Genomic DNA, 23,223 nt, shown 5'->3' on the forward strand with positions numbered 1-23,223 from the left:
TGATCGGTGAGCCATTTCTCGGTGAGCCAAACAAGTTGGTCAGTGGTGGCTGTAGCTCAGTTGGTAGAGTCCAGGATTGTGATTCCTGTCGTCGTGGGTTCGAGTCCCATCAGCCACCCCAACTTACTTCTCGCTGTAGCAAATCCCTCTGCAGTTCTCAGCGTAGTTGTCAGTACTACCCGTTCTACCCTTTCCTCGCGTCACCGATAACAAGCCCTGCGCATAATCGCATCGCCGATCGTATCCGGCGCGAAATCCACCGTGTGCCCTTCATCGAACGTCGTCGCGTGAATGACGTGCCGATCCATGTCGTAGGTTGTCAGCGCAATGAGATGCCCGACACGCATCGCGCAATCGAAAGAGAAGTGGGCGAGTATGTAGGCGGTGGCTTTCGTGTCGCCGTGAAGCACGGTTGCGTTGTTGTAGGTCGAGTCGGCCCAGATCCGGGCGTTGTTGCCATCCCGTAGAACTGAGGTCGTGTCGACGTAAAAGTCTTGCGTCCCGGCATTGCCGACGAACACCCAGTTGCCGGCCAACGCCACGCTCGATGCCACTGCGAGCACCGCCCCGAACAGCCACTTCGCGATCATGCCGAACCCCTGAATTTTCGTGTTCACGCGCTTGCTTGTGCGAACGCGTGATATTCGTCTTTCAGGTTATCGGCGCGGTTTGCGCATGCTTGAGATGCGACTCACTCAGTCTCAAAGCCTCGCAATCGAAACCTCCGTCGACTTCACCAGCGCCACCACCTCGGCGCCCACCTTCAGCTCAAGCTCGTCGATCGAACGCGTCGTGATCACGGACGTGACGACGATGCCGAACGAAGTCTCCACGTCGACTTCGGACACCACCGGTCCGCGGATGATTTCCTTGACCTTGCCTTTGAACTGGTTGCGTACGTTGATTGCGGTAATGGCCATAGCGTTGTGCTCCGTGGAGTCGACCTGATGTGTGAACTGAACAAAAGAAAAGGAAATCAAACGGCCCAGCGCACTTCGCTCGGCCGCACGTCGCGCTCATAGCGCTCGTCGCGCGCCGCGCCGCGATGCGTGTCGTCGGGCGTGCTTTTCAGCACCCGTTGCAGCACCTCGTCCTCGAGCGCGGCAAATCCCGCCGAAGCGCGCGCACGCGGCCGCGCAAGCGGCACCGGCTGGTCGAGCGCGATGCGGCCGTCTTCGACGAGCAGGATCCGGTCGCCCAGCGCGACGGCTTCATGCACGTCGTGCGTGACCAGCAGCGCGGTGAAGCGATGCTCGCGCCAGAGCCGCTCGATCAGCGCATGCATCTCGATGCGCGTGAGCGCGTCGAGCGCACCGAGCGGCTCGTCGAGCAGTAGCAGTTGCGGACGGTGCACGAGCGCACGCGCCAACGCCACGCGTTGCCGCTGGCCGCCGGAAAGCTGCGAAGGCCAGTCGTTCGCGCGTTCGAGCAGCCCGACTTCGGCAAGCACCGCCCTCGCCTCGTCGCGCGCGCCGCGTCCGAGGCCAAGCATCACGTTCTGCTGTACCGTCTTCCACGGCAGCAGGCGCGAGTCCTGAAACATGATTCGCGTATCGAGTGCGCTGCCGTCTTTCGCGCGCTTCACGAGTTCGCCGCCGCTCGGCGCTTCGAGTCCCGCGACGAGCCGCAGCAACGTCGACTTCCCGCAGCCGCTGCGCCCAACGATCGCGACAAAGCTGCCACGCTCGATGGACAGATCGAAGTTCGACAGCACGGTCCGCTCGCCGTACTGCTTCACGACGCCACGCAGTTCCACCGCGTGATCGGTTTCGCTAAGCTCGCGCAAAGTCGCAGGCGCCACGGCCACGCCTTCGCGACGTGCGTGCATAACGTCGCTTTCGTCGCTCAGCGCGGCCTCGCGCGCGTCGTGATCGAGCGTGCGCGGCTGTGCGAGTTCCACATCGAGATCGCGGCCCGCAATACTGCCGAACGATGCCGTCAGGCTGGTCGCACTCATCACTTCGCTCCTCGTTGATAGGCCGGATGCCAGCGCAGCGTTACGCGCTCGATGGACTTCGCGAGCACGTCGGCGATCTTGCCGAGCGCCGCGTACAGCAGGATGCCGACCACCACGACGTCGGTCTGCAGGAACTCCCGCGCGTTCATCGTCATGTAGCCGATGCCCGATTGCGCGGAGATCGTTTCCGCGACGATCAGCATCACCCACATCAGCCCCAGCGCGAAACGCAGGCCAACGAGGATCGACGGCAACGCACCCGGAAGGATCACGTCGCGATATAACGGAAAGCCCTTCACACCATAGCTGCGCGCCATCTCGATCAGGTTGGCATCCACCGACCGGATGCCGTGAAACGTGTTCACGTAGATCGGGAAAAACACACCGAGCGCGACGAGGAAAATCTTTGCCTGCTCCTCGATGCCGAACCACAGGATCACGAGCGGAATCATCGCGAGCGCGGGGATGTTGCGGATCATCTGCACCGTCGAATCCAGCGCGATTTCGAACGGCCTGAACAGCCCCGTCGCGAGACCGAGCACGAGCCCCACGCTTCCGCCTATCGCGAGGCCGGCCAGCGCGCGCCACGCGCTGATCTTCACGTCGGCCCACATTTCGCCGGACTGCACGAGCGACCGTGCGGCTTTCACGACCGCGAGCGGTTCGGGCAGCACGCGCGTGGATAGCACGCCGCTGCGCGCCGCGAACTCCCACGCGAGCAGGATCGCGAGCGGCGCAAGCCACGGCGCGATCGCGACGCCTACGCGGCGCAGCGCCTCCGCTGCGTCGGACTTCGCCGCGGGCCCGGCGGCGGGATGGGCAATGATGTCGGCCATATTCCGTGACTCCTTTCTTCGCAGAAACCTGCGCGCGCCTCAGCTCGCGCTCACCTTCGGCAGATAGTTGTTGCCGACGATCTCGCCGAACGGACCCGACAGCGGCCCGCTCGCGCCACGCGGCGTGCGCGCGCCGTGCGTCTTCGGCAGCAGCGGAAACACCAGTTCGGCAAAGCGGTACGATTCCTCGAGGTGCGGATAGCCCGACAGAATGAACGTCTCGATGCCGAGCTCCGCATACTCCTTCATGCGCGCGGCCACTTGTTCAGGATTCCCGACGAGTGCGGTCCCTGCCCCGCCGCGCACGAGGCCGACGCCGGCCCACAGGTTCGGATAGATCTCGAGCGTTTCGCGTCCGCCGCGCTTGCCGCCGTGTAACGCGGCCATCCGGCGTTGCCCTTCCGAATCCATCTTCGCGAACGACGCCTGCGCGCGCGCCACGGTTTCGTCGTCGAGGCGGCTGATCAGCCTGTCCGCGGCGGCCCACGCTTCGTCTTCGGTCTCGCGTACGATTACATGCAGGCGAATGCCGAAACGGATCTTGCGGCCCGCGTCTTCCGCGCGTTTGCGGATGTCGCCGAGCTTCTTCGCGACCGCTTCGGGCGGCTCGCCCCACGTCAGATACGTATCGATATGCGTCGCGGCGATGTTGTGCGCCGCCGGCGACGAGCCGCCGAACCACAGCGGCGGATGTGGCTCCTGCACCGGCGGATACAGCAGCTTGCCGCCCTTCGACTGCAGATGCTTGCCCTCGAAATTGACCGCGTCGTTCGAATGCGCGGCGCTCAGCAGTTCGCGCCAGATGTGCAGGAACTCGTCGGTGATTTCGTAGCGCGTGTCGTGATCGACGAACACGCCGTCGCCTTCCAGCTCCGCGGAATCGCCGCCCGTCACCACGTTGATCAGCAGGCGTCCGCCCGACAGACGGTCGAAGGTCGACGCCATGCGCGCAGCCAGTCCCGGCGACGACAGCCCCGGCCGGATCGCGACGAGAAACTTCAGCCGCTGCGTGACTGGGATCAGGCTCGATGCGACCACCCACGCGTCCTCGCACGACCGGCCCGTCGGCAGCAGCACGCCCTCGTAGCCGAGCGTATCGGCGGCGACGGCGATCTGCTGGAAGTACGCGAGATCCGCTGCACGCGCACCTTCCGAGGTGCCCAGATAGCGGCTGTCGCCGTGGGTCGGGATGAACCAGAACACATTCATAGGCTGCTCCTGCTTGCCTCTTCGAGGGCGATTGAGAGGAAAACAGTCTAGGGATGGGCTCTGCGGATGCGAACGATTTAATTCAGCTTAGGTTTTCCACTTTCGTGCTTTACCCGACGCTGCAGCATACGTTCGCGCTCGTGAAGGTGGACGGCCGCCGGAACCCGCACCAGTACGGCCTCCCGGCCGGCGAGCCCGATATAATGGCGCGATTCCGATAACCCGGCCCGGGCGCATCCGCAGCACTGCCCGTGCTTCTGGCGGTCCATGCATGCAAAAGATCATCCTGCCGTTCGTATCTGGTTTTCTCGCTTCGCTGTTCTTCCACGAATCGACGCTCGCGCTGATGCACGCCGCGGGTCTCATCGATCCCACCGGTTTCTCCACCGCGCCGTTCATGCCGCTCGGCATGCCGGAGTTCATCGCGAACGCGATCTGGAGCGCCGTGTGGGCGATCGCGATGGCGTGGCTGTTGAGAGTGTCGCCGGAGCGTCCGGCGCCGTGGGTGCAGGCGTTCGTGTTCGGCGGCATCGTGCTGACGGCGGCGAGCACCTTCGTCGTCGATCCGCTGCGCGGCATCTGGCCGACCGGCAACATGGCGCCGCGGCTCGCGGTCGGCTTCGCGGCGAATGCGGTGTGGGGATGGGGCGCGCTGGTGTTCATGCGCGCGTTCATGCGTTACGAGGACGAGCGCTGAGTTGGCTCGCTCACGCTCGGGCTAGCGCTCGCGGGTATTGGCGCGCCGACGCCGTTTCGTGCCGAGTTGAGCCTCAGCCGATCAGATCGCTGAGCGGATGCTCGACCGCGGACCACGGGCTCTCGAACATCCGCGCCACCATCTCCGGCGTCACGTCTTCGATCCGTGCGGTCCGCCAGCGCGGCCGGTTGTCCTTGTCGACGAGCGCCGCGCGCACGCCTTCCAACACGTCGCCCTGACCGAACGATGAACGCGTGAGATCCAGGTCGCGCCGCAGGCAATCCGACATCGTCCCTTCCGCGCGCGTCACCACTTCGAGCGAGACCGCCATCGAAAGCGGCGAACGCTCGCGCAGGAGCCCGATCGCCTGCTCGGCCCACTCGCGGTCTTCGCCGTCCGTCTCCGCTTCGAGCGACGCCAGGATCTGCCCGACATCCCGCTTCGCAAAATGCCGGTCGATGCGTTCGCGCGATGCAGCGAGCGTCGACTTTTCCGGCGCCGGGCTTTCGCTGTGCGCGTCGCATTCGCGCAGCACACAGTTCACGACGTCGGCGCCCAGCTCGAACACTTCCGAGCGCAGCGTGGCGAGCAGCGACGGTACGGCATCGTCGTCGAGATACGCATCCGCGAGGCCCGCGTAGAGCGCGTCGGCGGCATGCAGCGTGGTGCCTGTGACGGCGAGATAGCGGCCGATCGCGCCCGGCGTGCGGGCGAGAAACCAGCTCACGCCCACGTCCGGAAAGAGCCCGATGCGTGTTTCCGGCATCGCCATGCGCGTCGAACCAGTGACGATCCGCACGCCGCCCGTGCGATGCGCGCCCTGCGAAATGCCCATGCCGCCGCCCATCACAACGCCATGCGTGAGCGCGATATACGGCTTCGGATACGTGAAGATCGCGTGATCGAGGCGGTACTCGTCGATGAAGAAGGTATCGATCGCCGCCTTGTCGCCACTCTGCCAGGACTCGTACAGGAAGCGCACGTCGCCGCCCGCGCAGAACGCCCGCGCATGCGGGCTGCGCACGACCACGGCGAGCACGTCCGGGTCCTCGCGCCAGCGCTCGAGCGCGGCATGCATCGCGCGGATCATCGACGTCGATAGCGCGTTCAGCGCCTTCGGGCGCTCCAGTTCGATGAAGCCGATCCGGTTCGCGACGTAGGCGTTGATGTCGTCGCTGACGGCGGGGGTTTCAGGCGTGGACATGGCGGGAAGCGTTGGTGGGAAGTTTGGTCGGAACCAGACGGTACCACGCGTGTGCACTCCACTGCACTCAAGTGCCTGCGCCGCGCGGGCTCCGCGAGCGCTTCTGCGAAGCAGTCCCGGCCGCCGCCGCGGCCACCGCTTCCGCCGCGCCCTGCGCCGCCAGCGCGGCCGGCATCGCGACGCGCGGTAGCCATGCGTCGAGCGCCGCTTCGACGAGCGTTTCGAGCGGCGCGCGCGGAAACACGGGGCACGTGAGCTTCAGCGCGACGATGCCATGAATCGTCGCCCAGAACGCCTCCGCGCCAACTGCACTATCCAGCGTGGCGGGCAGACGCTGCTGCGCTTTCAGTGCATCGAGTGCATCGGTCATCAGCCGCATCGCCGCTTCGCCGGACTCGTCCGATGCCGCCGCATCGGTCAGTGCCGATTCGGTGTAGCTCGGATCTTCCATGAACATCAGCCGGTAGGTTTCCGGATGCGCGACGCCAAACGCGACGTATCCGCGCCCAAGCGCCCTCAGCCGCTCGGCTGGATCGGCGATCGATGCGACCGGCATCAAGGTGGCGAGCAGTTGCGAATAGCCCTCGACGCACAGCGTGCGGGCGATCTCGTCGCGACTCTCGAAGTGCAGGTATAGCGTGGCCGGCGAATACTCGATGGCATCGGCGATCTTGCGCATCGACAGCGCGCCGAAGCCCTCGCGCACGACGATGCGCCGCGCGGCATCGAGGATGCGTTCGCGCAACGCCTGCTTTTCCCGGTTCTTTCTCTCAGCGATTCCCATGGCTTGCATTTTCGGGTTGACAAACTGAAAAGTCAAATTAAACTGAACACCGTTCACTGAACATCGTTCAGTAAATGTTCAGTGGTTTGAACATGGTGTTCAAAGCCCTGCAGAACCCTTTCACTAGCCAAGGAATTCGTATGAACCAGACTGGAACGATCGGACTGTTCGGCGCCGCGGGCGCCGTGGGACAAAGCATTGCCGCCGCGCTGCGTGCGGCGGACCGCGACTATCGGGTGATCGGCCGCTCACGGGCGCCGCTCGAAGCGGCGTTCGGCCACGACCCGCGCGCGGCAATCGAAACATGGAACCCGGACGATCCGGCGTCGATCGCCGCGGCCGCGCGGGGGCTTTGTACCGCCATCTACCTGGTCGGCGTGCCCTATCACCAGTTCGAGCTGCATCCGCAGTTGATGCGCAAGACGCTGGAGGGTTTGAAGGCGGCCGGCGTCAAACAGCTGATTCTCGTCGGCACCGTGTATCCGTACGGACGGCCGCGCATGCAGCCTGTCACCGAAGCGCATCCGCGCGAACCGCACACGTTCAAGGGGCGCATGCGGCTCGAACAGGAAAATCTCGTGCTCGAAGCGCACGGCAAGAGCGGCCTGTCGACGCTCGTGCTGCGCCTGCCCGACTTCTACGGTCCCGGCATCGAGCGCAGCTTTCTCAATGGCATTTTCGAAAGCGCGGCGCGCGGCAAGCGCGCGATGATGATCGGCCCCATCGACGTACCGCATGAATATCTGTTCATCCCCGACGTCGGCCCGGTGATCGAGACGCTCACGCGCACGCCGGAGGCATTCGGGCGTGTGCTGCACATCGCGGGAACGGGCACGATCACGCAACGCGAGGTCGCGCGGCAGGCGTACGAACTCGCCGGCCGCACGCCAAAAATGATGGTGCTCGGCAAGACCGCGCTACGCGTGACGGGTCTCTTCGATCCGATGCTGCGGGAACTGGTGGAGATGCACTACCTGCAGACCGAGCCCGTCGTGCTGGACGATTCGGCGCTTCAGGCGTTGATCGGGCCGATCAGGAAGACGTCATACGAAGAAGGGATTCGCCGGTCGCTGGACGCAGCGCGGCAGGCGGTGCTGCACGAGGCGCATGCGTGAACGCTGGCGGGCAGATTGAACGCGGCGCGTTCAGTTGCGCATTCAGCCGTTCACTGCTCTATGCACTGCACTAAGCATTGCTTTGAACACTCAGCTCACCATGCTTCCCGGCGGGAAGTGGCCGCTTTTCAGCAGCACGGGCGTGCCGTTGCTGATGCGCAGATGTTCGCGCGCCACGGCTTCGATGCGGTCGCGTCCTGCGTTGAACGCGCGCATCCATGCTTCGCGGCCTTCGGGGCTCGCACCGAAGTGATCCTCGAGCGCTTCGACGGAAATCGCGCAGGGCACCGGCTCGCCATCCACGAGCGCGGCGAACACCACGGTCAGATTGGAATCGCGGTACAGGGGCGTATCCGCGGGAAAACGAATTTGCATGATCGCCTCATCGGAAAAGCGGAAAGCATGGGGCACCGGTGAGCGGCCCATGCACTGTCGTTCATCGAGCATGCGTCAAGCCCACGCGACGCACCGACAGCGGCCGTTCATTGCAGACCGCCTATGCTACTCGCCTTCATCGGCAATGGGCTCGAATGCGTGAGCCCGTACTCTGGCACCGTCGAGCGCATGAAGTTCCGTGCAGCATGGCGAAAGAGTCGCCGTTCTGCATGTGCCACCGTCCTTGCATTTCACTGACATGCAACGATGAGCGGCACTTTCATGCAGGCCGCATGTCGAACGGGCTCGCCAACGGCTGGCCGCCGGTATGTGGCTTGCTACGGGCGTCTGCGGACTTTTGCGGGAGGCGGGACGGCAATATGGGAAAATATTTCATGCGCGGCACTGAAGTGCCGGAGCCGCGTGCAGCGGAGTGCTGGTTCAGCTACGCCGAAAAGCACGAGATCGATATCTCGAAAGCCATCAGCATCTGGGAAGACGCTGCAACCGCGGAAGGCGATACGAGCCGCCGCACGGTCGGCGATGCGGGCATCCATATCGATCCCGCCGCGCGCTAGTTTCATCGCGCATTGCACAGCGATCGTGCGCACGGTGTGTGTCATCCGCAGTGCGCATCATCATTATCGCGGCCGGCTTTGCCTCATATTTACCGGCATCATCTCGGGTAACGGCGCGACATGAGCCTTGTGCGGGCTCGCGCGCCGCATGGCCCGGCCACCTTCGACAGGAGTTTCGATGAAGTACCCCGCCTCGCGCTTTCGCGCATCCGGTTTTCCCGTCAGCCAGACCGCGCTGCGTGTGCTCGCCGCATCGGCGCGTGTGCTCGCGGTGCCCGGCGCCGTCGCGCTCAGTCTCACGCTCGGCGCATGCGCGTCGTCGAACACCACGCAACTGATCAATCTGCCGAATGGCCAGACCGGCTTCGCGCTCAACTGCAGCGGCGCCGACGCGAGCTCGAGCTGGGCGTCGTGCTACGTGCAGGCTGGCAAGGCATGCGGCCCGAGCGGTTACGACATCGTGTCGAAAGACAACGACGAAGGCGGCGCCGCAGGCGGCAGCGTGACGAACGTTGTCTCGGCGAACGTGAAGAACCGCTCGATGATCGTGCGCTGCAAGTAACGGCGTGGCGTGCGCTGCGCGCTACAAGCGCGTCGCAACGCGCCGCGCCTCAGTGCGCCTGCATCTTCGAGAACAGGTTGAGCACCACGACACCGGACACGATCAGCCCGAGCCCGCAGAGCGCGGGCAGATCCGGCACCTGCCGGTACAGCGCGATCGCGACGAGCGTGATCAGCACGATGCCCGCGCCGGACCAGATCGCGTACACAATGCCGACCGGGATGCTCTTCAGCGTGAGCGACAGGCAGTAGAACGCGATCCCGTAGCCCGCCACCACCACGACCGCGGGCACCACGCGGGAAAAACCCTCCGAGGCTTTCAGCGCCGATGTCGCAATGACTTCCGCGACGATCGCGACCGCGAGCCACACATAGGCAGGTACACGCATAGGCTCAGGCCTTTGCAAGCGCGAGCTTGCCGTAGTCGAGATCGAGCTGCGCGCACAGCGCCTCGACCACGAGTTCATGATCCGCGCGCTGCGGCAGACCGGACACAGTGATCGAGCCGATCACACCCGCACCTTCCACCGTCAGCGGAAAACCACCGCCATGCGAAGCGTACTCGGCCACCGCGAGGCCGTTCTTGTCAGCGAGCGTCGTGCCGGCCTGCTGCATCCGCAGGCCGATCGAATACGAGCTGCGGCGAAAGTGCGCGACGGTGTTGCTCTTGCGGCGCACCCAGTCGACGTTGTCGGGCGTCGCGCCATCGAGCAGCGCGAAGAAGAGCGGCTGCCCGAACGTGCGGATGTCGATCGCGAGCGCGAGATTGCGCGCGGTCGCGATTTCATGCAGCCACGCGCCGAGCTGCCATGCGCGGTTCGCGTCGAAGCGCGGAAACACCAGCGCCTTTTCCTGGGCGAGGATCGACTGTAGATCGTGAGCGATATCCATGAGCGGCGAACGAGAAAACGGAAGTGGCACGATAACGCGCGGGTCATGCAGTGGATTGCATCGTCACATCGCATCGACGCCTGCACTGCAATGCATGAACCACGCGAACGAGCTTACGATTCTAGCGCAGCGAGTTCATGTCACCGCTACGCACCCGACTGCAACTTGTGCGCGCGCGACGTGCCGGGGCGTGCATGAGATGCGTACGTGCTCGCGTGCGTGTGATGCGAACACGCGATCAGAAGGCACGCGACGTCGCGACGGATCACGAAAGCAGGTAGCGAACACGGCAGCCTTCGACGGGCCCGGAACGCAAAAATGAAGCAGCGATTGAAAAGTGTTGCACCGCATCCGTGTTTATCCTATAATCTTTTCTTCGACGGACGCGGGGTGGAGCAGTCTGGCAGCTCGTCGGGCTCATAACCCGAAGGTCGTAGGTTCAAATCCTACCCCCGCAACCAAAGCCTGAAAGCACCGTCGAACCAATGAACCCGCCTCCGTGCGGGTTTTTTGTTTTTCGCGCGAATCGCATCCATCGCGCGCGGATCGCGCCTGCGATTCGGTGCGGCCACGCCTTCCTTCTTCGCCTGCGACGCACGCCCCGCGCGTGAGTGATCGCGCCAGCAAAACAAAACCACACGCGCCGTTCCTCCGATCCAGCCAGGGTCGTCCTCACCCCGCTCAACACTCCTCCACGCCTCCCCTATCGCCCGTACGCGCAATCGCCAGCTTTTCAGACTGGTCCGATAGCGCACAGCACCAGCACCACGCAAGCATCGTCAATTAGGGCTGGAGCACAGCCCGACTTGTCGCCGGCCGCGGTTCGGCCGGTCGTTTTGGTTTGTTCGTGGAGGCATGGAGATGAGGGACAAGCAGGAAGGTAGAAACACGATGCGCGCGTCCGCGATGTGCGGCGCACGTACCGGGCGCGTTGACGATTGCGGGCTGTCGGACTGCCTGAATACTCGTGATACGAGCGAGTCATCGCGCACGAACGTCGTGGAGAAATCAGCCCAATTACGATCTACTACGCAATCGTCGAGGGCGATCCGCTCGACAACGGGCACGGCGGTAAAGTGCTGACCGGCTCGGAATTTTCGCTCATCGACTACGACGAAGGTCGCCCACGACAACGAGCTTATCTGGGCCACAAAGCATGGTGCGGCGTCTGCCAGTCGGCCGGAGCAATCATCGCTCGGGCAGGCATTCCGGATTCGCTCAGAGGCTACGACGAACGGTTAGGGGCATTCGAAGCAGTCGACGGCGATGTCGTCCTCTGCAACTGCGAGCACCGTCCGCGCGTCATGGCGTGCTACGGATGCAGTGTCGCCTACATCGACGAAGCAGACGACTCGACCCTCGACTCGTATTCAGTTGATGAATCAAGCGCGACCTACGACCAGCAGGTCGTGGTAAGCGTCCCCCATGCTTCCGCGTTCGGCTACCCGTACCTGATCGAAATGACGGACGGAAGAACCGCTTGCGGCCGAGTAGATAGCAGCGGCCACCTACCTCGCGTCTACACCGACGACGAAGACGCGTACTCGATTCATTGGGGCGAGGAAGCCTTGAGCCATGAAGGGTGGACTCATGCCGAATAGGAAGACCGTTGTACGCACGAACAACACGCCAGGCTCGATCAAGGAAGTGCCGCTCAAGGCCGTGACGTTCGCCGAGCTGTGGGACAACTATCCGAGCGGCAATCCCTACAACAACCCGGCCTACCCGAATCAATGTGCGATTCGCATGAGCGTGACGCTTCGTCGAGTCGGGATCGAAATGAAGTCTTTCTCGGTGAACCTGATTCGCCCAATGAACGGTGACAAGATCGGGCGAATCCTGCTGGACGGAAAACCAACGGCGACGCGTGCCGATGAAATGGCGCAATGGCTCAAGTTGCAACCGTTCGCAGGTTTGCCCAAGCCTGAGAACGTTACAGGAGTGGACTGGCAAACGAAGGTCAAAGGCCGCACAGGCATCATCGAGTTCTCGCGCTACTGGACGCGCGACGGCGAGAGCGCAGCGAACGCCAGCGGCGGGCATATTGATCTATGGAACGGAAGCCGCCTCACGATTTCAAGCGCTCAAGGACTTCTAGATGTCATCGGGCGTGGCATTGGCTTGCAGAGCGCTCACGTTCCGCGCACAAACGTTGGCTACTCCGATCTGCGCAGGTCAAAGTCGATTCTGTTCTGGGAAATCAAGTGAAGCGCTTCGCCGTCGGCATGGGTGGATTCCTCTACGGACTGTTCATTACCTGGTCATGTCTGGTGGAACTAAGCCGCCTGGATTGGTTTCGCGATCCACATCGGATCACCCACGGGTGCACTGAGTTAGGTCATTGCCCATTTCCCTGGTATAACTGGCCGATAGTTTTCGCGTTCATTCTCGGCCCAGCGACGGTGAGCGCGGCACTTAACGCGTATGCATGGCACCGATGGAGCCTGAAACATTGGACCTGCTACGCGGCATCCATGACTGGCCTGGTTGTCGCCCTTTACTTTGGTAGTGCGTTCTTCATTCGCTAGCCAGCACCCCAAGCCCCGCAGATGCGGGGCTTCTTCATTCAAGCTTGGGAAATCACATGAAGCACATCGCGTGGTCCATCGCTTACCTGTGCATCGGTGTCGTTTTGTCTTGGCAATCGGCGGTATGGATTAGTCGATTTTCGCAGTGGCGATCATGGTCACAGTTCAGCACGCACTGGCATGATTGCTGGGACATTGAGCATTGCAACGTGTCGGCATTCGGCTATGCCTTCATCGTCGCGTTCCTCGTTGCCCCGAGCGCGACATGGGCGATTGCAGGATTCAGGCAAGCTAACAGCACCTCGTCGCGAGCGTGGACGGCGTTACGACTTGCTTTAGGTACGGTCTGCTTCAATCCGGTCTGCTACGTCGCTGTATGGCCTTGACCTTGCAGCACGAAGCCCCGCAATCGCGGGGCTTCTTCATTCCAGCCTTGAAAATCAAGTGAAGCACGTCGCGATGGAGTCGACGAACTATCGTGCGGCCGGCGATATACCGAAGCAGTATGAGTAGGCGCGTGGACGACCTTTCTAACTAACGCGTGCGCCTCACACCTCATGCCTCCCGCATCAGGCGTTCCGAATGCAGCATGCGAAAATTCCGGAAACGCATTCGCGGGTCCAGTTGCGCGTATCGGCCGGAATATACTCTGATCGCTGCCGCCGCAACGGTAGTCAGGTTTGACAGCCTGGAGCCCTACACCCCGCACGTTCGCATGAGCGTGCCGCTGCCTTTGCGCGTCTGTTGATTCCACAATGGGCGGCCCTTGGCGGGGAGGCCTTCGGGCCTACCGGTTTTGGTGTGGCACCGGTCTGTCAACCCCGCTTCGTGCCCGCTCACCCTCGTTGTGTCCAGTGCTGCGGGCTGCACTCCAACCCAGATAGACCGGCATCAACGGATCGTAGACATGACAACAAAGTTAGGACAACGGCGAATTTTTTCGCTGGAATCACGGAATGCAGAGCTTTGCCGAATCACCAATCGCATGCGCAACGAAAAAGACGACATCCACACACTGATCATCGCTCGCCGTAGTCGCGATCCGACGATCGCAATCCATCGTGGACGGAGGTTCACCCAGATCATGAGGAATCAAACCGCTGCCCAAGTTCACGACCTGAACGCACAACGCCTCGCGGCCATCGAAGCAGCAAGCCAGCACGTTACCGAAGTCGGCGCGCGGCTGATCGCACGACTGATGCAAATCCGGGTGCTCGCCAGTGCGGTGGCACGGAGCGATCAGCCACCCCCCGTGCGGGATGCGGTCATCGCCGCTCTCGGCACCGTGGCGAAGCACGCAGAAGTCGAAATCGAGTACGACATCATGCAACTGGAGAAGCGATGCACGCGGGCGCGCGCGGCATGCAACAAATCTGCATAGAAACACCGAGACGAATTGCTAGACCGGGCGGGAAGACTGCACGCGACCCGCCCTCGCGTTCAATCAACCCGTATTGATGGAATAGAGATCGTGCAAAAACTCGCTCTGCTGCTTGCGGATCGAATAGTGGCAACGTGTTGTCACCACGTCGTAACGATTTCGATGCGTTTTAGGTGGGACATCAATCTTCCACGCATACGAAAATTCGACGGCCATGTCGCAGGATGCAACGACGTCGTCCTGCCTTCGCATATATCGGTCAAGTTCAGCCTTGTTTGCATCGCTCAAACCGCGCGCTTGCTTGATCGCGTTTGCCGTTTTCCGACTGTCTGTTTCAAGGCGCTTTGAATTCGCCTCATAGCAATCGAAATCCGCTAGCCCGCCACCACCAAGATGCCCCATGCAATTCGAAGCGTTAATGGTATCGCCCGCGTATGCAGGTTGGAATGTCCAGAGGACCATCACTATCGCAGATCGATAGATGACGCCCGCATCATGACTCAAGACGAAGATGAGACGTTTGACGTGGCGCCCTGTTCGTTGCTTCACGGGTTGCATCGTAGCTCGCGGTCTCGAATATGAGCGGACGGCAATATGTCCAAGGTGCAGACGCAAACGCACAGGAACGGGAATCCTGCGTTTGCGAGCTTCACCGGAGCGGTAGGCGCTCGCGCGATTCTCATCCGGCCCTCACGAGGATAACATTACATTTACCATTCATCTCGATTCCAACCGGCCGTATCCGCCCCCACCGCCAAACCCCGGCCAACCCGCCCCCCGGTGATACACTCGCATCACCGTTCATCGCCCTCTTCCCATGAAATTCTGTTCAGTCTGCGGCAACGCGGTCAGCTTGAGCATTCCGCCCGGCGACAACCGCGAGCGCTTCGTGTGCGCGTCGTGCGGCACCGTGCACTATCAGAATCCACGCAACGTGGTCGGCACCGTTCCCGTGTGGGACGACAAGGTGCTGCTGTGCCGCCGCGCGATCGAACCGCGCTACGGCTACTGGACGCTGCCGGCCGGCTTCATGGAAATGGGCGAGACCACCGCCGAAGCCGCGGCACGCGAAACGCTCGAGGAAGCCGGCGCGCGCGTCGAGGTGCAAACCCTGTTCTCGCTGCTGAACGTGCCGCACGTGCACCAGGTGCATCTGTTCTATCTCGCGCGGCTGCTCGATCTCGACGTCGAAGCCGGCGAGGAAAGCCTCGAAGTGAAGCTCTTCGAGGAACACGAAATTCCGTGGGACGACATCGCGTTTCCGACCGTCGGCCAGACGCTGCGGTTCTTCTTCGCCGACCGCGAGTCGGGCAATTACGGGCTGCACACCGGCGACATTCTCCGTTCGCTGCGCGACGGCTGAACGCACGGTCTTTACCAGGTTCACCACCGGGTTTTCAAATTGCCCGGTTTTCAAGCTTCAAAGCTTCAAAGCTTCAAAGCTTCACAAGCTTCTTCACCGCATCAAATCGACTGACACCCAGCATGGTTCCCTGGCTCGGACCCGACGATCCGTTTCCGTCCGTCGAGCGCGCGCTCGGCGCAACGAGCGGCGCGCCGGGCCTGCTCGCCGCGAGCGCGGACCTGCTGCCGTCACGCCTCGTCGACGCCTACCAGCGCGGCATTTTCCCGTGGTATTCGGATGGCCAGCCGGTGCTGTGGTGGAGCCCCGATCCGCGCATGGTGCTGCGCCCCGCGGAGTTCAGGCTGTCGCCGTCGCTGAGAAAAACGCTGAAGCGCGTGCTGCGCGACGACGCATGGGAAATCCGCGTCGACGACAACTTCGGCGCCGTGATGCGCGCGTGCGCCGAGACGCCGCGGCGCGGCCAGCGCGGCACGTGGATCACCGGCGACGTGATCGAGGCGTACTCGTCGCTGCACCGTGCGGGCAATGCGCACAGCATCGAAACGTGGCACGAGGGCGCGCGCGTGGGCGGCCTGTATGGCGTGTCGCTCGGCAAGATGTTCTTCGGCGAATCGATGTTCGCGCATGCCACCGATGCATCGAAGATCGCGCTCGCGGCGCTGGTTTGCCACTTGCGACGTCACGAAATAGAAATGATAGACTGCCAGCAGAACACGTCGCATCTGGCGTCGCTCGGCGGCCGCGAGATCGCACGCAAGACGTTCATCGCGCATGTGCGCGCGTCGGTCGATGCCTCGCCCATTCCCTGGCGCTTCGACAAGACCGTGCTGCACGAGATCGTCACGCGAGGCGTGAACGACGGTTCCGGTCCGCCCATCCGCGAGGCCTGCTGAGTGGGCACTAAAAGCGGGCCTACGTAGCGGGCCAGTTGAGCGGACGTGATGCGCGCAACCGGACCGGCAACCCAGGACGCTTCGAGAGCTGCTAACGTGACTCACCCCAACGAGCTGCCGCTTTCACCGCTTTCGGCGCTGCAATTCTATGCAACAGCGCCCTACCCCTGCAGCTATCTCGATGGCCGCATCGCGCGCTCGCAGGTCGCCACGCCCAGCCATCTGATCAACTCCGACGTCTACACCGATCTCGTCAAGGCAGGCTTTCGCCGCTCCGGCGTCTTCACGTACCGCCCCTATTGCGACGGCTGCCGCGCGTGCGTGCCGGTGCGCGTGCCGGTCGAACGCTATACGCCGAACCGCACACAGCGCCGCGTGTGGAAGCGCCACGGCGATCTCGTCGCCACCGTCGCGCCGCTGCACTACGACGAAGAGCACTATGCGCTCTACATGCGCTACCAGTCCGCGCGCCATGCGGGCGGCGGCATGGATCGCGACAGCCGCGACCAGTACGAACAGTTCCTGCTCCAGAGCCGCATCAACTCGCGGCTCGTCGAGTTCCGCGAGCCGCCGCGCGAAGGCGGCCCGCACGGCGAACCCGCCGCGCGCGGCGCACTGCGGATGATCAGTATGATCGACATCCTCGGCGACGGCCTCTCGTCCGTGTACACGTTCTTCGATCCGGACGACGCGCACGCGAGCTTCGGTACCTACAACATCCTCTGGCAGATCGAGCAGGCGCGCAGCCTGAAGCTGCCCTACGTGTACCTTGGCTACTGGATCCGCGAGAGCCCGAAAATGGCGTACAAGGCGAATTTCCGGCCGCTGGAAGGGCTGTTCGACGGCAACTGGGCGGTGCTCGATCCCGAAGCGCCCGAACCGCCGCCCGTCGACGCCGCAATGGGCCGCCGCCCGACCCGCCTGTGACGACGGTGCTGCAAAGCGAACCGCACAGCAAACCGCACAGCGAACCACGCAGCAAACCGCACGTCCAGCCAGATACCTCATCGCCGAGCCGTTCGTCCCGATAAAGCCGGTAAAATAGCGGGTTCTCATTTTCCGCCGCCCGGCTTCGTCCCTCCCGTGTTCAGCTCCCTTTATCCGCTCGTACGCGCCCGCCTCTTTCGCATGGACGCGGAAGACGCGCATCACCTGACCTTGCGCGCGCTGTGCGCCGCCGGCCGCACCGGTCTTGCCGGCATGCTCGGCACCCACGTGCCCGACGCGCCGCGCACCGTGATGGGCCTCACGTTCCGCAACCCGGTCGGGCTCGCGGCCGGGCTCGACAAGGACGGCGCGTGCATCGACGGGCTCGCCGCGCTCGGCTTCGGCTTCATCGAGGTCGGCACGGTGACGCCGCGCGCGCAGCCGGGCAATCCGCGTCCGCGCATGTTCCGCCTGCCGCAGGCGAACGCGCTGATCAACCGGATGGGCTTCAACAACGCGGGCGTCGACGAGTTCGTGCAGAACGTGCAGGCCGCGCGCTATCGCGGCGTGCTCGGCCTCAACATCGGCAAGAACGCGGACACGCCGATCGAGCGCGCCGCCGAAGATTACCTGTACTGCCTCGAACGCGTGTACCCGTTCGCGAGCTACGTGACGGTCAACATCTCGTCGCCGAACACGAAGAACCTGCGCCAGCTGCAGGGCGCGGGCGAGCTCGACGCGCTGCTGTCGGCGCTAAAGGACAAGCAGCAGCGTCTCGCCGACCTGCACGGCAAGCTGGTGCCGCTCGCGCTGAAGATCGCGCCCGATCTCGACGACGAGCAGGTGAAGTCGATTGCCGACACGCTGCTGCGCCATCGCTTCGAAGCCGTGATCGCGACCAACACCACGCTGTCGCGCACCGCGGTCGCGGGCCTGCCGCATGGCGACGAAGCCGGCGGTCTGTCCGGGCGGCCGGTGTTCGATGCATCGAACGAAGTGATCCGCCGGCTGCGCGCGGAACTCGGCGACGCGGTACCGATCATCGGGGTTGGCGGCATCTTCTCCGGCGAGGACGCGCGCGCTAAACTCGCCGCGGGCGCATCGCTCGTCCAGCTGTACACCGGCTTCATCTATCGCGGCCCGGCGCTCGTGGCCGAATGCGCGCGAGCGCTGGCGAATGGCCGCTGACCGCCGCATCCGCGCTGGAGGAGACACCAGCGCTACAAGCAGGCCGCCCGCGGGCGCATTGCTTGCAACGGCATATAGGCATAGACAAACGATATTTATCAGCCGATTGATTTTTCGTTATTCTCGCGGCTGATTCATTGCCCATCTCGGGACGTACAAAAAGAGGAACTCCATCCATGAAACTCGGGTTGCTGAAGAAACTCCTGGTCGCCGGTCTGATCGGCGCATCGTTCACCGCGGTCGCCGCCCATGCCGACGATCTGCTCGATCAGGTCAAGTCGCGCGGCACGCTGCGCATCGGCCTCGAAGGCACCTTCCCGCCGTTCGATTCGAAAGCGCCGAACGGCGAGCTGGTCGGCTACGACGTGGACATCGCGAAGGCCGTCGCCGCGAAGCTCGGCGTGAAGCCCGAATTCATCACGACCGAATGGAGCGGCATCATCGCGGGTCTGCAGGCCGGCAAGTTCGACGTGATCGTCAATCAGGTCGGCGTGACGGACGCGCGCAAGCAGGTGCTCGACTTCTCGCCGGCGTACACGTACTCGGCCGCGCAGCTGATCCAGCGCAAGGACGACACGCGCGAATTCAAGTCGCTCGACGACCTCAAGGGCAAGAAGCTCGGCGTCGGTCTCGGCACGAACTACATGGACATGGCGAAGTCGGTGCCCGGCATCGACGTGAAGACCTACCCGGGCGCGCCGGAGTATCTGCGTGACCTCGCCGCTGGGCGTCTGGACGCCGCGCTGAACGACCGCCTGATGCTCGCGTACCTGCTGAAGAACTCGCAGCTGCCGCTGCGCACGGGCTCGACCGTCGGTAACGGCAATCCGTCGGCGATTCCGTTCAAGAAGGGCAACCCGAAGTTCGCGAAGGCGATCGACGACGCGATGACGCAGCTCGAAGCCGACGGCACCTTCACGAAGATCTCGGAGAAGTGGTTCGGCATCGACGTGACGAAGCCGATCTCGCAATAAGACGCGTGCGCTAGCACGCCGGAGACCGTTCGCCCATGACCGTCACCTCCCTGCTGATCCAGTCGCTGCCGGTACTTGCGCAGGGCGCCGTGCTGACCGTCAAGTTCGCGGTGCTGTCGATGATCTTCGGATCGATCGCGGCCGTCGTGCTCGCGCTGATGGGCATCAGCCACAACAGCGCGCTCAAGTGGATCGCGCGCGCGTACGTGAGCCTGATGCGCGGCACGCCGCTCCTCGTGCAGATCTTCGTGATCTATTACGGTCTGCCGAGCCTCGGTATCTCGCTCGACCCGACGCCCGCCGGCGTGATCGCGCTGTCGGCGAACGTCGCCGCGTATCTGTCGGAGAGCATGCGCGGCGCGATCCTCGGCATTCATAGCGGACAGTGGCTCGCCTCGTATAGCCTGGGTCTGTCGCGCCGGCAGACGCTGCGCTACGTGATCGGGCCGCAGGCGCTGCGCATCGCGATTCCGAGCCTGTCGAACAGCCTCATCAGCCTGATCAAGGACACGTCGCTCGTGTCCGTGATCACGGTGACCGAGCTGTTGCGCAGCGCGCAGGAAATCATCGCGTCGACCTACCAGCCGCTGCCGCTCTATCTCGCGGCCGCCGCGATCTACTGGGTGCTGTGTCAGGTGCTCGAATGGGTGCAGCACTGGTACGAGCGAAGGCTCGCACTGCCCACCCGGCATTGATCACTGATCGAAAAAAAAGCCAGCGGCGCGCAACACCGCTGGCTTTTTTCTAACCGCTCCGCCTCGAACTACACACGCTCAACGCGACGCCGACGCGATCGCGGCGCCATCGAGCGCTACGCCCAGCCGGTCGAAACGCGGCAGATAGTGACGATCCGGATCGAGCGAATACGCGACGCGGCGCGCGCGTCCCATCAGCTCGCTGCGCGGAAAAAAGCCGAAGTAGCGCGAATCCGCGCTGTCGTCGCGATTGTCGCCGAGCATCAGGTATTCCCCCGCCGGCACCGTGACCGGCCCGAACGTGCTGCGCGGGCTCGGCGCGAGTTCGGAAAGACGCAGCGCATGCGAGATGCCGTCGAAGTGCTCGACGTAGTAGTCGGCGGGCGAGTTCGCATCGCCTTCGACCGGGCTCATCGCGAGCGGCTGATAGTCCGCCTTGCGGCCGTTCACGTAGAGCACGTTGTCGCGCATCGCGACGACGTCGCCGGGCAGGCCGATCAGGCGCTTCACGAGCAGATCGTGCGCGGCCGACGAATCGATCGTCACGATGTCGCCGCGCTTCGGATCGTGCAGATGCGCGATCGCGATGTGCGTGAACGGCACGCGCAGGTCGTACGCCATCTTGTCGACCAGAATGCGGTCGCCCTCGCGGATGGTGGGCAGCATCGAGCCCGTCGGCACGACGTTCCAGTCGGCGATCGCGCTGCGAAACAGGGTCATCAGGAACAGAAAAGCGATCAGGCCGCGATATTCGCGCCAGAAGCGTTTGAGAAGCCGCATGGACTACTCCGCGAGAACAGTTGAGAGAGGCCGCGGGGCACCGTCACCCCGCCTGCGCGCCATCCTATCACCGTCGCCCGCGCGCGCTCCGGAACTGCTCGCGCTCATTTGCACGCTCATTTTTCAAGCTCATTTTGCACACTCACTCGCACGCGAACTTCAAGCCCAGTGCCGCGCGCGCCCGATCGGCCATCTCGATCATCGCGAGCGACTTCGCGTGCGTCATCACCGGGCTCTCCAGCGCGCCCGCGCGGATCAGCTCGCAGAAATGCGCGGTCTCGTAGTTGAGCCCGCCGCCGTCGAATGGCGCGTCGAGTTCGACCACGCGGCCATCCGTATAGCGCACCGTCGCGCGCACCGGGTTCCACCAGTTCTCGTGGATCGTCACGTGACCGCGCGTGCCCGCGATCAGCGCATCGCCGCGGCCGTGCAGATCGAGCCCGCAGAACAGCTGCGCGATGCCGCGTTCGTGCTGGCTGTTGAGACTCGCAAAGGTATCGACACCCGTCGGTCCGAGCCGGCCGATCGTCTGCACGTCGAGCGGCGCGCCGAGCCAGTCCACCGCGAGAAACATCTCGTACACGCCGATATCGAGCAGCGCGCCGCCCGCGTGTTCGAACGAGAACGCCGGATGATCGGGCGCGACGTTCGACATCGCGCAGCCCGCGCGCACGAGCCCTACGTCGCCGATCGGATCGGCGGCGAGCTGTTCGCGCAGCTTGCGATAGAGCGGATAGAACGGCGGCTTCATCGCTTCCATGAAGAGCCGTTGCGAAGTATGCGCAACCTTCAGCACGCGTTCGAGCTGCGCACGGTTCACGGTGGCGGGTTTTTCGCACAGCACGTGACAGCCGGCTTCGAGCGCCGCACTCGCGTAATGCGCGTGACTGTCCTGCATCGTCGCGATGTAGACCGCGTCGATCTGTTCGCTCGCAAGGAGCGCATCGACACTGGCGAATGTCTCAGTGTGGAACTGCGCGGCGAATTCGGAGGCAAGCGCGGCGGCAGGCGCCGCGCGGCGCGACCAGATGCCGGCGAGCGTGGCGCCGTCGACGTGCGCGAGACTCTGCGCGAAGCGGCGCGCGATGCGCCCCGCGCCGACGATGCCCCAACGGATCGTGCTGGCGTGACTGAACTGCGTGTGCTTCATCGGTGGTGAAATCCTCTGCGGGTGGAGCGAAGATGCGACGCGCTATTGTCGCCGATCCACGCTCACCCTTCGAGGTTGCACCCGCGTGAGCTTCAGCTCACACGCCGGCCGCTCCTGCCGCGTCATCGCGCGCACTTGCCGCGCCAAGGCCCGGCAGGCCGCCGTTGCCGCCGACGTGCGGACGCTCCATCGGCAACGTGGTGCCGATCTTGTCCGCCATGAAGTCGATCAGCGCAAGCGACGCCGCTTCCGCTTCGCGCGGGTCGTGCCGTTCGATCGCATCGACGACGCGCGCGTGCCGCTCCACCATCGTCTGCCACACGACGGGATCGCTCGATACGATCGGATTCGATGCGGACAGCGCGCCACGCACGATTGCGGCCATCTGCTGGAAGAACTGGTTGCCGCTCGCGACCACGATGCGCGTGTGCAACAGTTCCTCCGCGGTCTGGAAGCCGGGCTCGTCGGGGCGCATTGCGCGCACCGCCTCGAACGCTTCGCGAATGCCCGCGATGTCGGCCGCCGTGCCGCGCACGGCCGCCTGCGCCGCGGCGCGCGGTTCGATCAGCACGCGAAACTCGATCACGTCGCGCAGAAACTGCGGATCGGGTTTCGCGCGAAAACGCCAGTTCACGACGTCCTCGTCGATCATCCGCCAGTCGCGCATCGGCCGTATGCGCGTGCCGATTTTCGGCCGCACGTCGAGCATGTCGCGCGCGAGCAGCATCGACAGCGCCTCACGCATGACTGTGCGGCTCACGTCGAAGTCTTTCGACAACACGTCCTGAGGTGGCAGCACAGCACCATATCTATCTTCGACGATCCCGGTCACCAGCCCGTCCATCACCTTGCTGACGAGTGATCGGTCCTTGTTGCCCTGTTCCATGGCACCTCCCCGATGCGGCGATTCCCGCCCGCGCTTGCGTTGACGAACAGCGGCCCTCGATGTGCAAATTTGTTGCTGTTTACACTACGTTGCTTCGATCCAACTCAATATGCCAGTTGGGAAACCTCCTGACAGGGTATTCCCTCTGAAGAATTGTTTCGTTCCTGAAACGCCCTGTAACATTGGCGCGGCGAGGATGTTCGGTATTTATCCAGCACTGCACACTAATCGCGCACGACCTTTACGCA

General features: G+C 63.6%; 28 protein-coding genes and 2 tRNA genes. 16 read left to right on the forward strand and 14 right to left on the reverse strand.

Features of this window, described 5'->3' with window-relative positions:
* Positions 1–45: 45 nt before the first annotated feature.
* A tRNA-His gene (locus tag DVS29_RS03035) sits at positions 46–121 on the forward strand.
* Between the two features lie 79 nt (positions 122–200).
* On the opposite strand, the gene DVS29_RS03040 is transcribed toward DVS29_RS03035, so the two are convergent.
* From DVS29_RS03040 to ssuD, 5 genes are all read right to left on the reverse strand, one after another.
* Entirely contained in the window at positions 201–617 is a 417-nt protein-coding gene (locus DVS29_RS03040) for a surface-adhesin E family protein (RefSeq protein WP_118178960.1), read from the reverse strand.
* Positions 618–701: 84 nt separating this feature from the next.
* Positions 702–920, reverse strand: coding sequence for a TOBE domain-containing protein (locus tag DVS29_RS03045; RefSeq protein WP_118178961.1), 219 nt, complete (start codon positions 918–920; stop codon positions 702–704).
* Between the two features lie 56 nt (positions 921–976).
* Entirely contained in the window at positions 977–1,957 is a 981-nt protein-coding gene (locus DVS29_RS03050; RefSeq protein ID WP_118178962.1) for an ATP-binding cassette domain-containing protein, read from the reverse strand.
* A complete protein-coding gene (ssuC, locus tag DVS29_RS03055) occupies positions 1,957–2,793 on the reverse strand; it encodes an aliphatic sulfonate ABC transporter permease SsuC (protein ID WP_118178963.1) in 837 nt (278 codons plus the stop codon). Before ssuC ends, DVS29_RS03050 begins: the two co-directional genes overlap by 1 nt.
* 39 nt (positions 2,794–2,832) lie before the next feature.
* A complete protein-coding gene (ssuD, locus tag DVS29_RS03060) occupies positions 2,833–4,002 on the reverse strand; it encodes an FMNH2-dependent alkanesulfonate monooxygenase (protein ID WP_118178964.1) in 1,170 nt (389 codons plus the stop codon).
* Positions 4,003–4,273: 271 nt separating this feature from the next.
* Here ssuD and DVS29_RS03065 point away from each other — a divergent pair, with 271 nt between their 5' ends.
* Positions 4,274–4,699 (forward strand): hypothetical protein, encoded by a 426-nt coding sequence (locus tag DVS29_RS03065; protein ID WP_118178965.1) that lies wholly within the window; start codon positions 4,274–4,276, stop codon positions 4,697–4,699.
* A 73-nt stretch (positions 4,700–4,772) separates the two neighbouring features.
* On the opposite strand, the gene DVS29_RS03070 is transcribed toward DVS29_RS03065, so the two are convergent.
* Together DVS29_RS03070 and DVS29_RS03075 are read right to left on the reverse strand one after the other, a co-directional pair.
* Positions 4,773–5,903: an enoyl-CoA hydratase/isomerase family protein gene (locus DVS29_RS03070; RefSeq protein ID WP_118178966.1), complete on the reverse strand. Its 1,131-nt coding sequence runs from the start codon at positions 5,901–5,903 to the stop codon at positions 4,773–4,775.
* Positions 5,904–5,970: 67 nt separating this feature from the next.
* Positions 5,971–6,687 carry a TetR/AcrR family transcriptional regulator gene (locus tag DVS29_RS03075; RefSeq protein WP_118178967.1) on the reverse strand — a complete coding sequence of 239 codons (717 nt, stop codon included), beginning with the start codon at positions 6,685–6,687 and terminating at the stop codon, positions 5,971–5,973.
* Positions 6,688–6,827: 140 nt separating this feature from the next.
* On the opposite strand from DVS29_RS03075, the gene DVS29_RS03080 reads away from it, so the two are divergent.
* Entirely contained in the window at positions 6,828–7,802 is a 975-nt protein-coding gene (locus DVS29_RS03080) for an NAD-dependent epimerase/dehydratase family protein (RefSeq protein ID WP_118178968.1), read from the forward strand.
* Positions 7,803–7,892: 90 nt separating this feature from the next.
* On the opposite strand, the gene DVS29_RS03085 is transcribed toward DVS29_RS03080, so the two are convergent.
* A complete protein-coding gene (locus DVS29_RS03085; protein ID WP_118179068.1) occupies positions 7,893–8,177 on the reverse strand; it encodes a DUF1488 family protein in 285 nt (94 codons plus the stop codon).
* 380 nt (positions 8,178–8,557) lie between these two features.
* On the opposite strand from DVS29_RS03085, the gene DVS29_RS03090 reads away from it, so the two are divergent.
* Together DVS29_RS03090 and DVS29_RS03095 are read left to right on the forward strand one after the other, a co-directional pair.
* On the forward strand, positions 8,558–8,755 hold the full coding sequence (locus DVS29_RS03090) for a hypothetical protein (protein ID WP_118178969.1): 198 nt from the start codon (positions 8,558–8,560) through the stop codon (positions 8,753–8,755).
* Between the two features lie 178 nt (positions 8,756–8,933).
* Positions 8,934–9,317, forward strand: coding sequence for a hypothetical protein (locus tag DVS29_RS03095; protein WP_118178970.1), 384 nt, complete (start codon positions 8,934–8,936; stop codon positions 9,315–9,317).
* A gap of 49 nt (positions 9,318–9,366) precedes the next feature.
* Here DVS29_RS03095 and DVS29_RS03100 read toward each other — a convergent pair whose 3' ends face one another.
* On the reverse strand, positions 9,367–9,705 hold the full coding sequence (locus DVS29_RS03100; protein WP_118178971.1) for a DMT family transporter: 339 nt from the start codon (positions 9,703–9,705) through the stop codon (positions 9,367–9,369).
* A 4-nt stretch (positions 9,706–9,709) separates the two neighbouring features.
* The gene (locus DVS29_RS03105; protein ID WP_118178972.1) at positions 9,710–10,207 is read right to left on the reverse strand and encodes a heme-degrading domain-containing protein; all 498 of its coding nucleotides are present in this window, start codon (positions 10,205–10,207) and stop codon (positions 9,710–9,712) included.
* Positions 10,208–10,591: 384 nt separating this feature from the next.
* Between DVS29_RS03105 and DVS29_RS03110 the strand changes: the two genes are divergently transcribed.
* From DVS29_RS03110 to DVS29_RS03130, 5 genes are all read left to right on the forward strand, one after another.
* Positions 10,592–10,668: transfer RNA gene (locus DVS29_RS03110), tRNA-Met, on the forward strand.
* 615 nt (positions 10,669–11,283) lie between these two features.
* The gene (locus DVS29_RS03115; RefSeq protein ID WP_118178973.1) at positions 11,284–11,808 is read left to right on the forward strand and encodes a PAAR domain-containing protein; all 525 of its coding nucleotides are present in this window, start codon (positions 11,284–11,286) and stop codon (positions 11,806–11,808) included.
* Entirely contained in the window at positions 11,798–12,415 is a 618-nt protein-coding gene (locus DVS29_RS03120; RefSeq protein WP_118178974.1) for a type VI secretion system amidase effector protein Tae4, read from the forward strand. Before DVS29_RS03115 ends, DVS29_RS03120 begins: the two co-directional genes overlap by 11 nt.
* Before the next feature lie 376 nt (positions 12,416–12,791).
* On the forward strand, positions 12,792–13,121 hold the full coding sequence (locus DVS29_RS03125; protein ID WP_118178975.1) for a hypothetical protein: 330 nt from the start codon (positions 12,792–12,794) through the stop codon (positions 13,119–13,121).
* A gap of 521 nt (positions 13,122–13,642) precedes the next feature.
* Positions 13,643–14,116 (forward strand): hypothetical protein, encoded by a 474-nt coding sequence (locus tag DVS29_RS03130; protein WP_124800588.1) that lies wholly within the window; start codon positions 13,643–13,645, stop codon positions 14,114–14,116.
* 63 nt (positions 14,117–14,179) lie between these two features.
* Here DVS29_RS03130 and DVS29_RS36795 read toward each other — a convergent pair whose 3' ends face one another.
* A complete protein-coding gene (locus DVS29_RS36795) occupies positions 14,180–14,674 on the reverse strand; it encodes a hypothetical protein (protein WP_124800589.1) in 495 nt (164 codons plus the stop codon).
* 259 nt (positions 14,675–14,933) lie between these two features.
* Here DVS29_RS36795 and DVS29_RS03135 point away from each other — a divergent pair, with 259 nt between their 5' ends.
* From DVS29_RS03135 to DVS29_RS03160, 6 genes are all read left to right on the forward strand, one after another.
* Positions 14,934–15,479, forward strand: a complete 546-nt coding sequence (locus DVS29_RS03135; protein ID WP_118178977.1) for an NUDIX hydrolase — start codon at positions 14,934–14,936, stop codon at positions 15,477–15,479.
* Positions 15,480–15,601: 122 nt separating this feature from the next.
* Positions 15,602–16,375 carry a leucyl/phenylalanyl-tRNA--protein transferase gene (gene aat / locus DVS29_RS03140; RefSeq protein WP_118178978.1) on the forward strand — a complete coding sequence of 258 codons (774 nt, stop codon included), beginning with the start codon at positions 15,602–15,604 and terminating at the stop codon, positions 16,373–16,375.
* 96 nt (positions 16,376–16,471) lie between these two features.
* On the forward strand, positions 16,472–17,302 hold the full coding sequence (locus tag DVS29_RS03145) for an arginyltransferase (protein WP_118178979.1): 831 nt from the start codon (positions 16,472–16,474) through the stop codon (positions 17,300–17,302).
* A gap of 156 nt (positions 17,303–17,458) precedes the next feature.
* Entirely contained in the window at positions 17,459–18,490 is a 1,032-nt protein-coding gene (locus tag DVS29_RS03150) for a quinone-dependent dihydroorotate dehydrogenase (RefSeq protein WP_118178980.1), read from the forward strand.
* A 176-nt stretch (positions 18,491–18,666) separates the two neighbouring features.
* Positions 18,667–19,464 carry a cystine ABC transporter substrate-binding protein gene (locus tag DVS29_RS03155; RefSeq protein ID WP_118178981.1) on the forward strand — a complete coding sequence of 266 codons (798 nt, stop codon included), beginning with the start codon at positions 18,667–18,669 and terminating at the stop codon, positions 19,462–19,464.
* A gap of 35 nt (positions 19,465–19,499) precedes the next feature.
* A complete protein-coding gene (locus tag DVS29_RS03160) occupies positions 19,500–20,159 on the forward strand; it encodes an amino acid ABC transporter permease (protein WP_118178982.1) in 660 nt (219 codons plus the stop codon).
* A gap of 78 nt (positions 20,160–20,237) precedes the next feature.
* On the opposite strand, the gene lepB is transcribed toward DVS29_RS03160, so the two are convergent.
* The 3 genes from lepB to DVS29_RS03175 form a co-directional block, all read right to left on the reverse strand.
* Positions 20,238–20,939: a signal peptidase I gene (gene lepB, locus DVS29_RS03165; RefSeq protein WP_118178983.1), complete on the reverse strand. Its 702-nt coding sequence runs from the start codon at positions 20,937–20,939 to the stop codon at positions 20,238–20,240.
* 142 nt (positions 20,940–21,081) lie between these two features.
* Positions 21,082–22,089: a Gfo/Idh/MocA family protein gene (locus DVS29_RS03170; protein ID WP_118178984.1), complete on the reverse strand. Its 1,008-nt coding sequence runs from the start codon at positions 22,087–22,089 to the stop codon at positions 21,082–21,084.
* A gap of 97 nt (positions 22,090–22,186) precedes the next feature.
* Positions 22,187–22,975, reverse strand: a complete 789-nt coding sequence (locus DVS29_RS03175; RefSeq protein WP_118178985.1) for a FadR/GntR family transcriptional regulator — start codon at positions 22,973–22,975, stop codon at positions 22,187–22,189.
* Positions 22,976–23,223 lie beyond the last annotated feature (248 nt).

The organism is Paraburkholderia phosphatilytica (assembly GCF_003443895.1).
Classification (GTDB): domain Bacteria; phylum Pseudomonadota; class Gammaproteobacteria; order Burkholderiales; family Burkholderiaceae; genus Paraburkholderia; species Paraburkholderia phosphatilytica.

Coding starts and splice junctions, on each gene's coding strand:
- DVS29_RS03045 (WP_118178961.1), bottom strand. CDS start 920: ATGGCCATTACCGCAATCAACGTACGCAACCAGTTCAAAGGCAAGGTC.
- DVS29_RS03050 (WP_118178962.1), bottom strand. CDS start 1,957: ATGAGTGCGACCAGCCTGACGGCATCGTTCGGCAGTATTGCGGGCCGC.
- ssuC (WP_118178963.1), bottom strand. CDS start 2,793: ATGGCCGACATCATTGCCCATCCCGCCGCCGGGCCCGCGGCGAAGTCC.
- ssuD (WP_118178964.1), bottom strand. CDS start 4,002: ATGAATGTGTTCTGGTTCATCCCGACCCACGGCGACAGCCGCTATCTG.
- DVS29_RS03065 (WP_118178965.1), top strand. CDS start 4,274: ATGCAAAAGATCATCCTGCCGTTCGTATCTGGTTTTCTCGCTTCGCTG.
- DVS29_RS03070 (WP_118178966.1), bottom strand. CDS start 5,903: ATGTCCACGCCTGAAACCCCCGCCGTCAGCGACGACATCAACGCCTAC.
- DVS29_RS03075 (WP_118178967.1), bottom strand. CDS start 6,687: ATGGGAATCGCTGAGAGAAAGAACCGGGAAAAGCAGGCGTTGCGCGAA.
- DVS29_RS03080 (WP_118178968.1), top strand. CDS start 6,828: ATGAACCAGACTGGAACGATCGGACTGTTCGGCGCCGCGGGCGCCGTG.
- DVS29_RS03085 (WP_118179068.1), bottom strand. CDS start 8,177: ATGCAAATTCGTTTTCCCGCGGATACGCCCCTGTACCGCGATTCCAAT.
- DVS29_RS03090 (WP_118178969.1), top strand. CDS start 8,558: ATGGGAAAATATTTCATGCGCGGCACTGAAGTGCCGGAGCCGCGTGCA.
- DVS29_RS03095 (WP_118178970.1), top strand. CDS start 8,934: ATGAAGTACCCCGCCTCGCGCTTTCGCGCATCCGGTTTTCCCGTCAGC.
- DVS29_RS03100 (WP_118178971.1), bottom strand. CDS start 9,705: ATGCGTGTACCTGCCTATGTGTGGCTCGCGGTCGCGATCGTCGCGGAA.
- DVS29_RS03105 (WP_118178972.1), bottom strand. CDS start 10,207: ATGGATATCGCTCACGATCTACAGTCGATCCTCGCCCAGGAAAAGGCG.
- DVS29_RS03120 (WP_118178974.1), top strand. CDS start 11,798: ATGCCGAATAGGAAGACCGTTGTACGCACGAACAACACGCCAGGCTCG.
- DVS29_RS03125 (WP_118178975.1), top strand. CDS start 12,792: ATGAAGCACATCGCGTGGTCCATCGCTTACCTGTGCATCGGTGTCGTT.
- DVS29_RS03130 (WP_124800588.1), top strand. CDS start 13,643: ATGACAACAAAGTTAGGACAACGGCGAATTTTTTCGCTGGAATCACGG.
- DVS29_RS36795 (WP_124800589.1), bottom strand. CDS start 14,674: ATGCAACCCGTGAAGCAACGAACAGGGCGCCACGTCAAACGTCTCATC.
- DVS29_RS03135 (WP_118178977.1), top strand. CDS start 14,934: ATGAAATTCTGTTCAGTCTGCGGCAACGCGGTCAGCTTGAGCATTCCG.
- aat (WP_118178978.1), top strand. CDS start 15,602: ATGGTTCCCTGGCTCGGACCCGACGATCCGTTTCCGTCCGTCGAGCGC.
- DVS29_RS03155 (WP_118178981.1), top strand. CDS start 18,667: ATGAAACTCGGGTTGCTGAAGAAACTCCTGGTCGCCGGTCTGATCGGC.
- DVS29_RS03160 (WP_118178982.1), top strand. CDS start 19,500: ATGACCGTCACCTCCCTGCTGATCCAGTCGCTGCCGGTACTTGCGCAG.
- lepB (WP_118178983.1), bottom strand. CDS start 20,939: ATGCGGCTTCTCAAACGCTTCTGGCGCGAATATCGCGGCCTGATCGCT.
- DVS29_RS03170 (WP_118178984.1), bottom strand. CDS start 22,089: ATGAAGCACACGCAGTTCAGTCACGCCAGCACGATCCGTTGGGGCATC.
- DVS29_RS03175 (WP_118178985.1), bottom strand. CDS start 22,975: ATGGAACAGGGCAACAAGGACCGATCACTCGTCAGCAAGGTGATGGAC.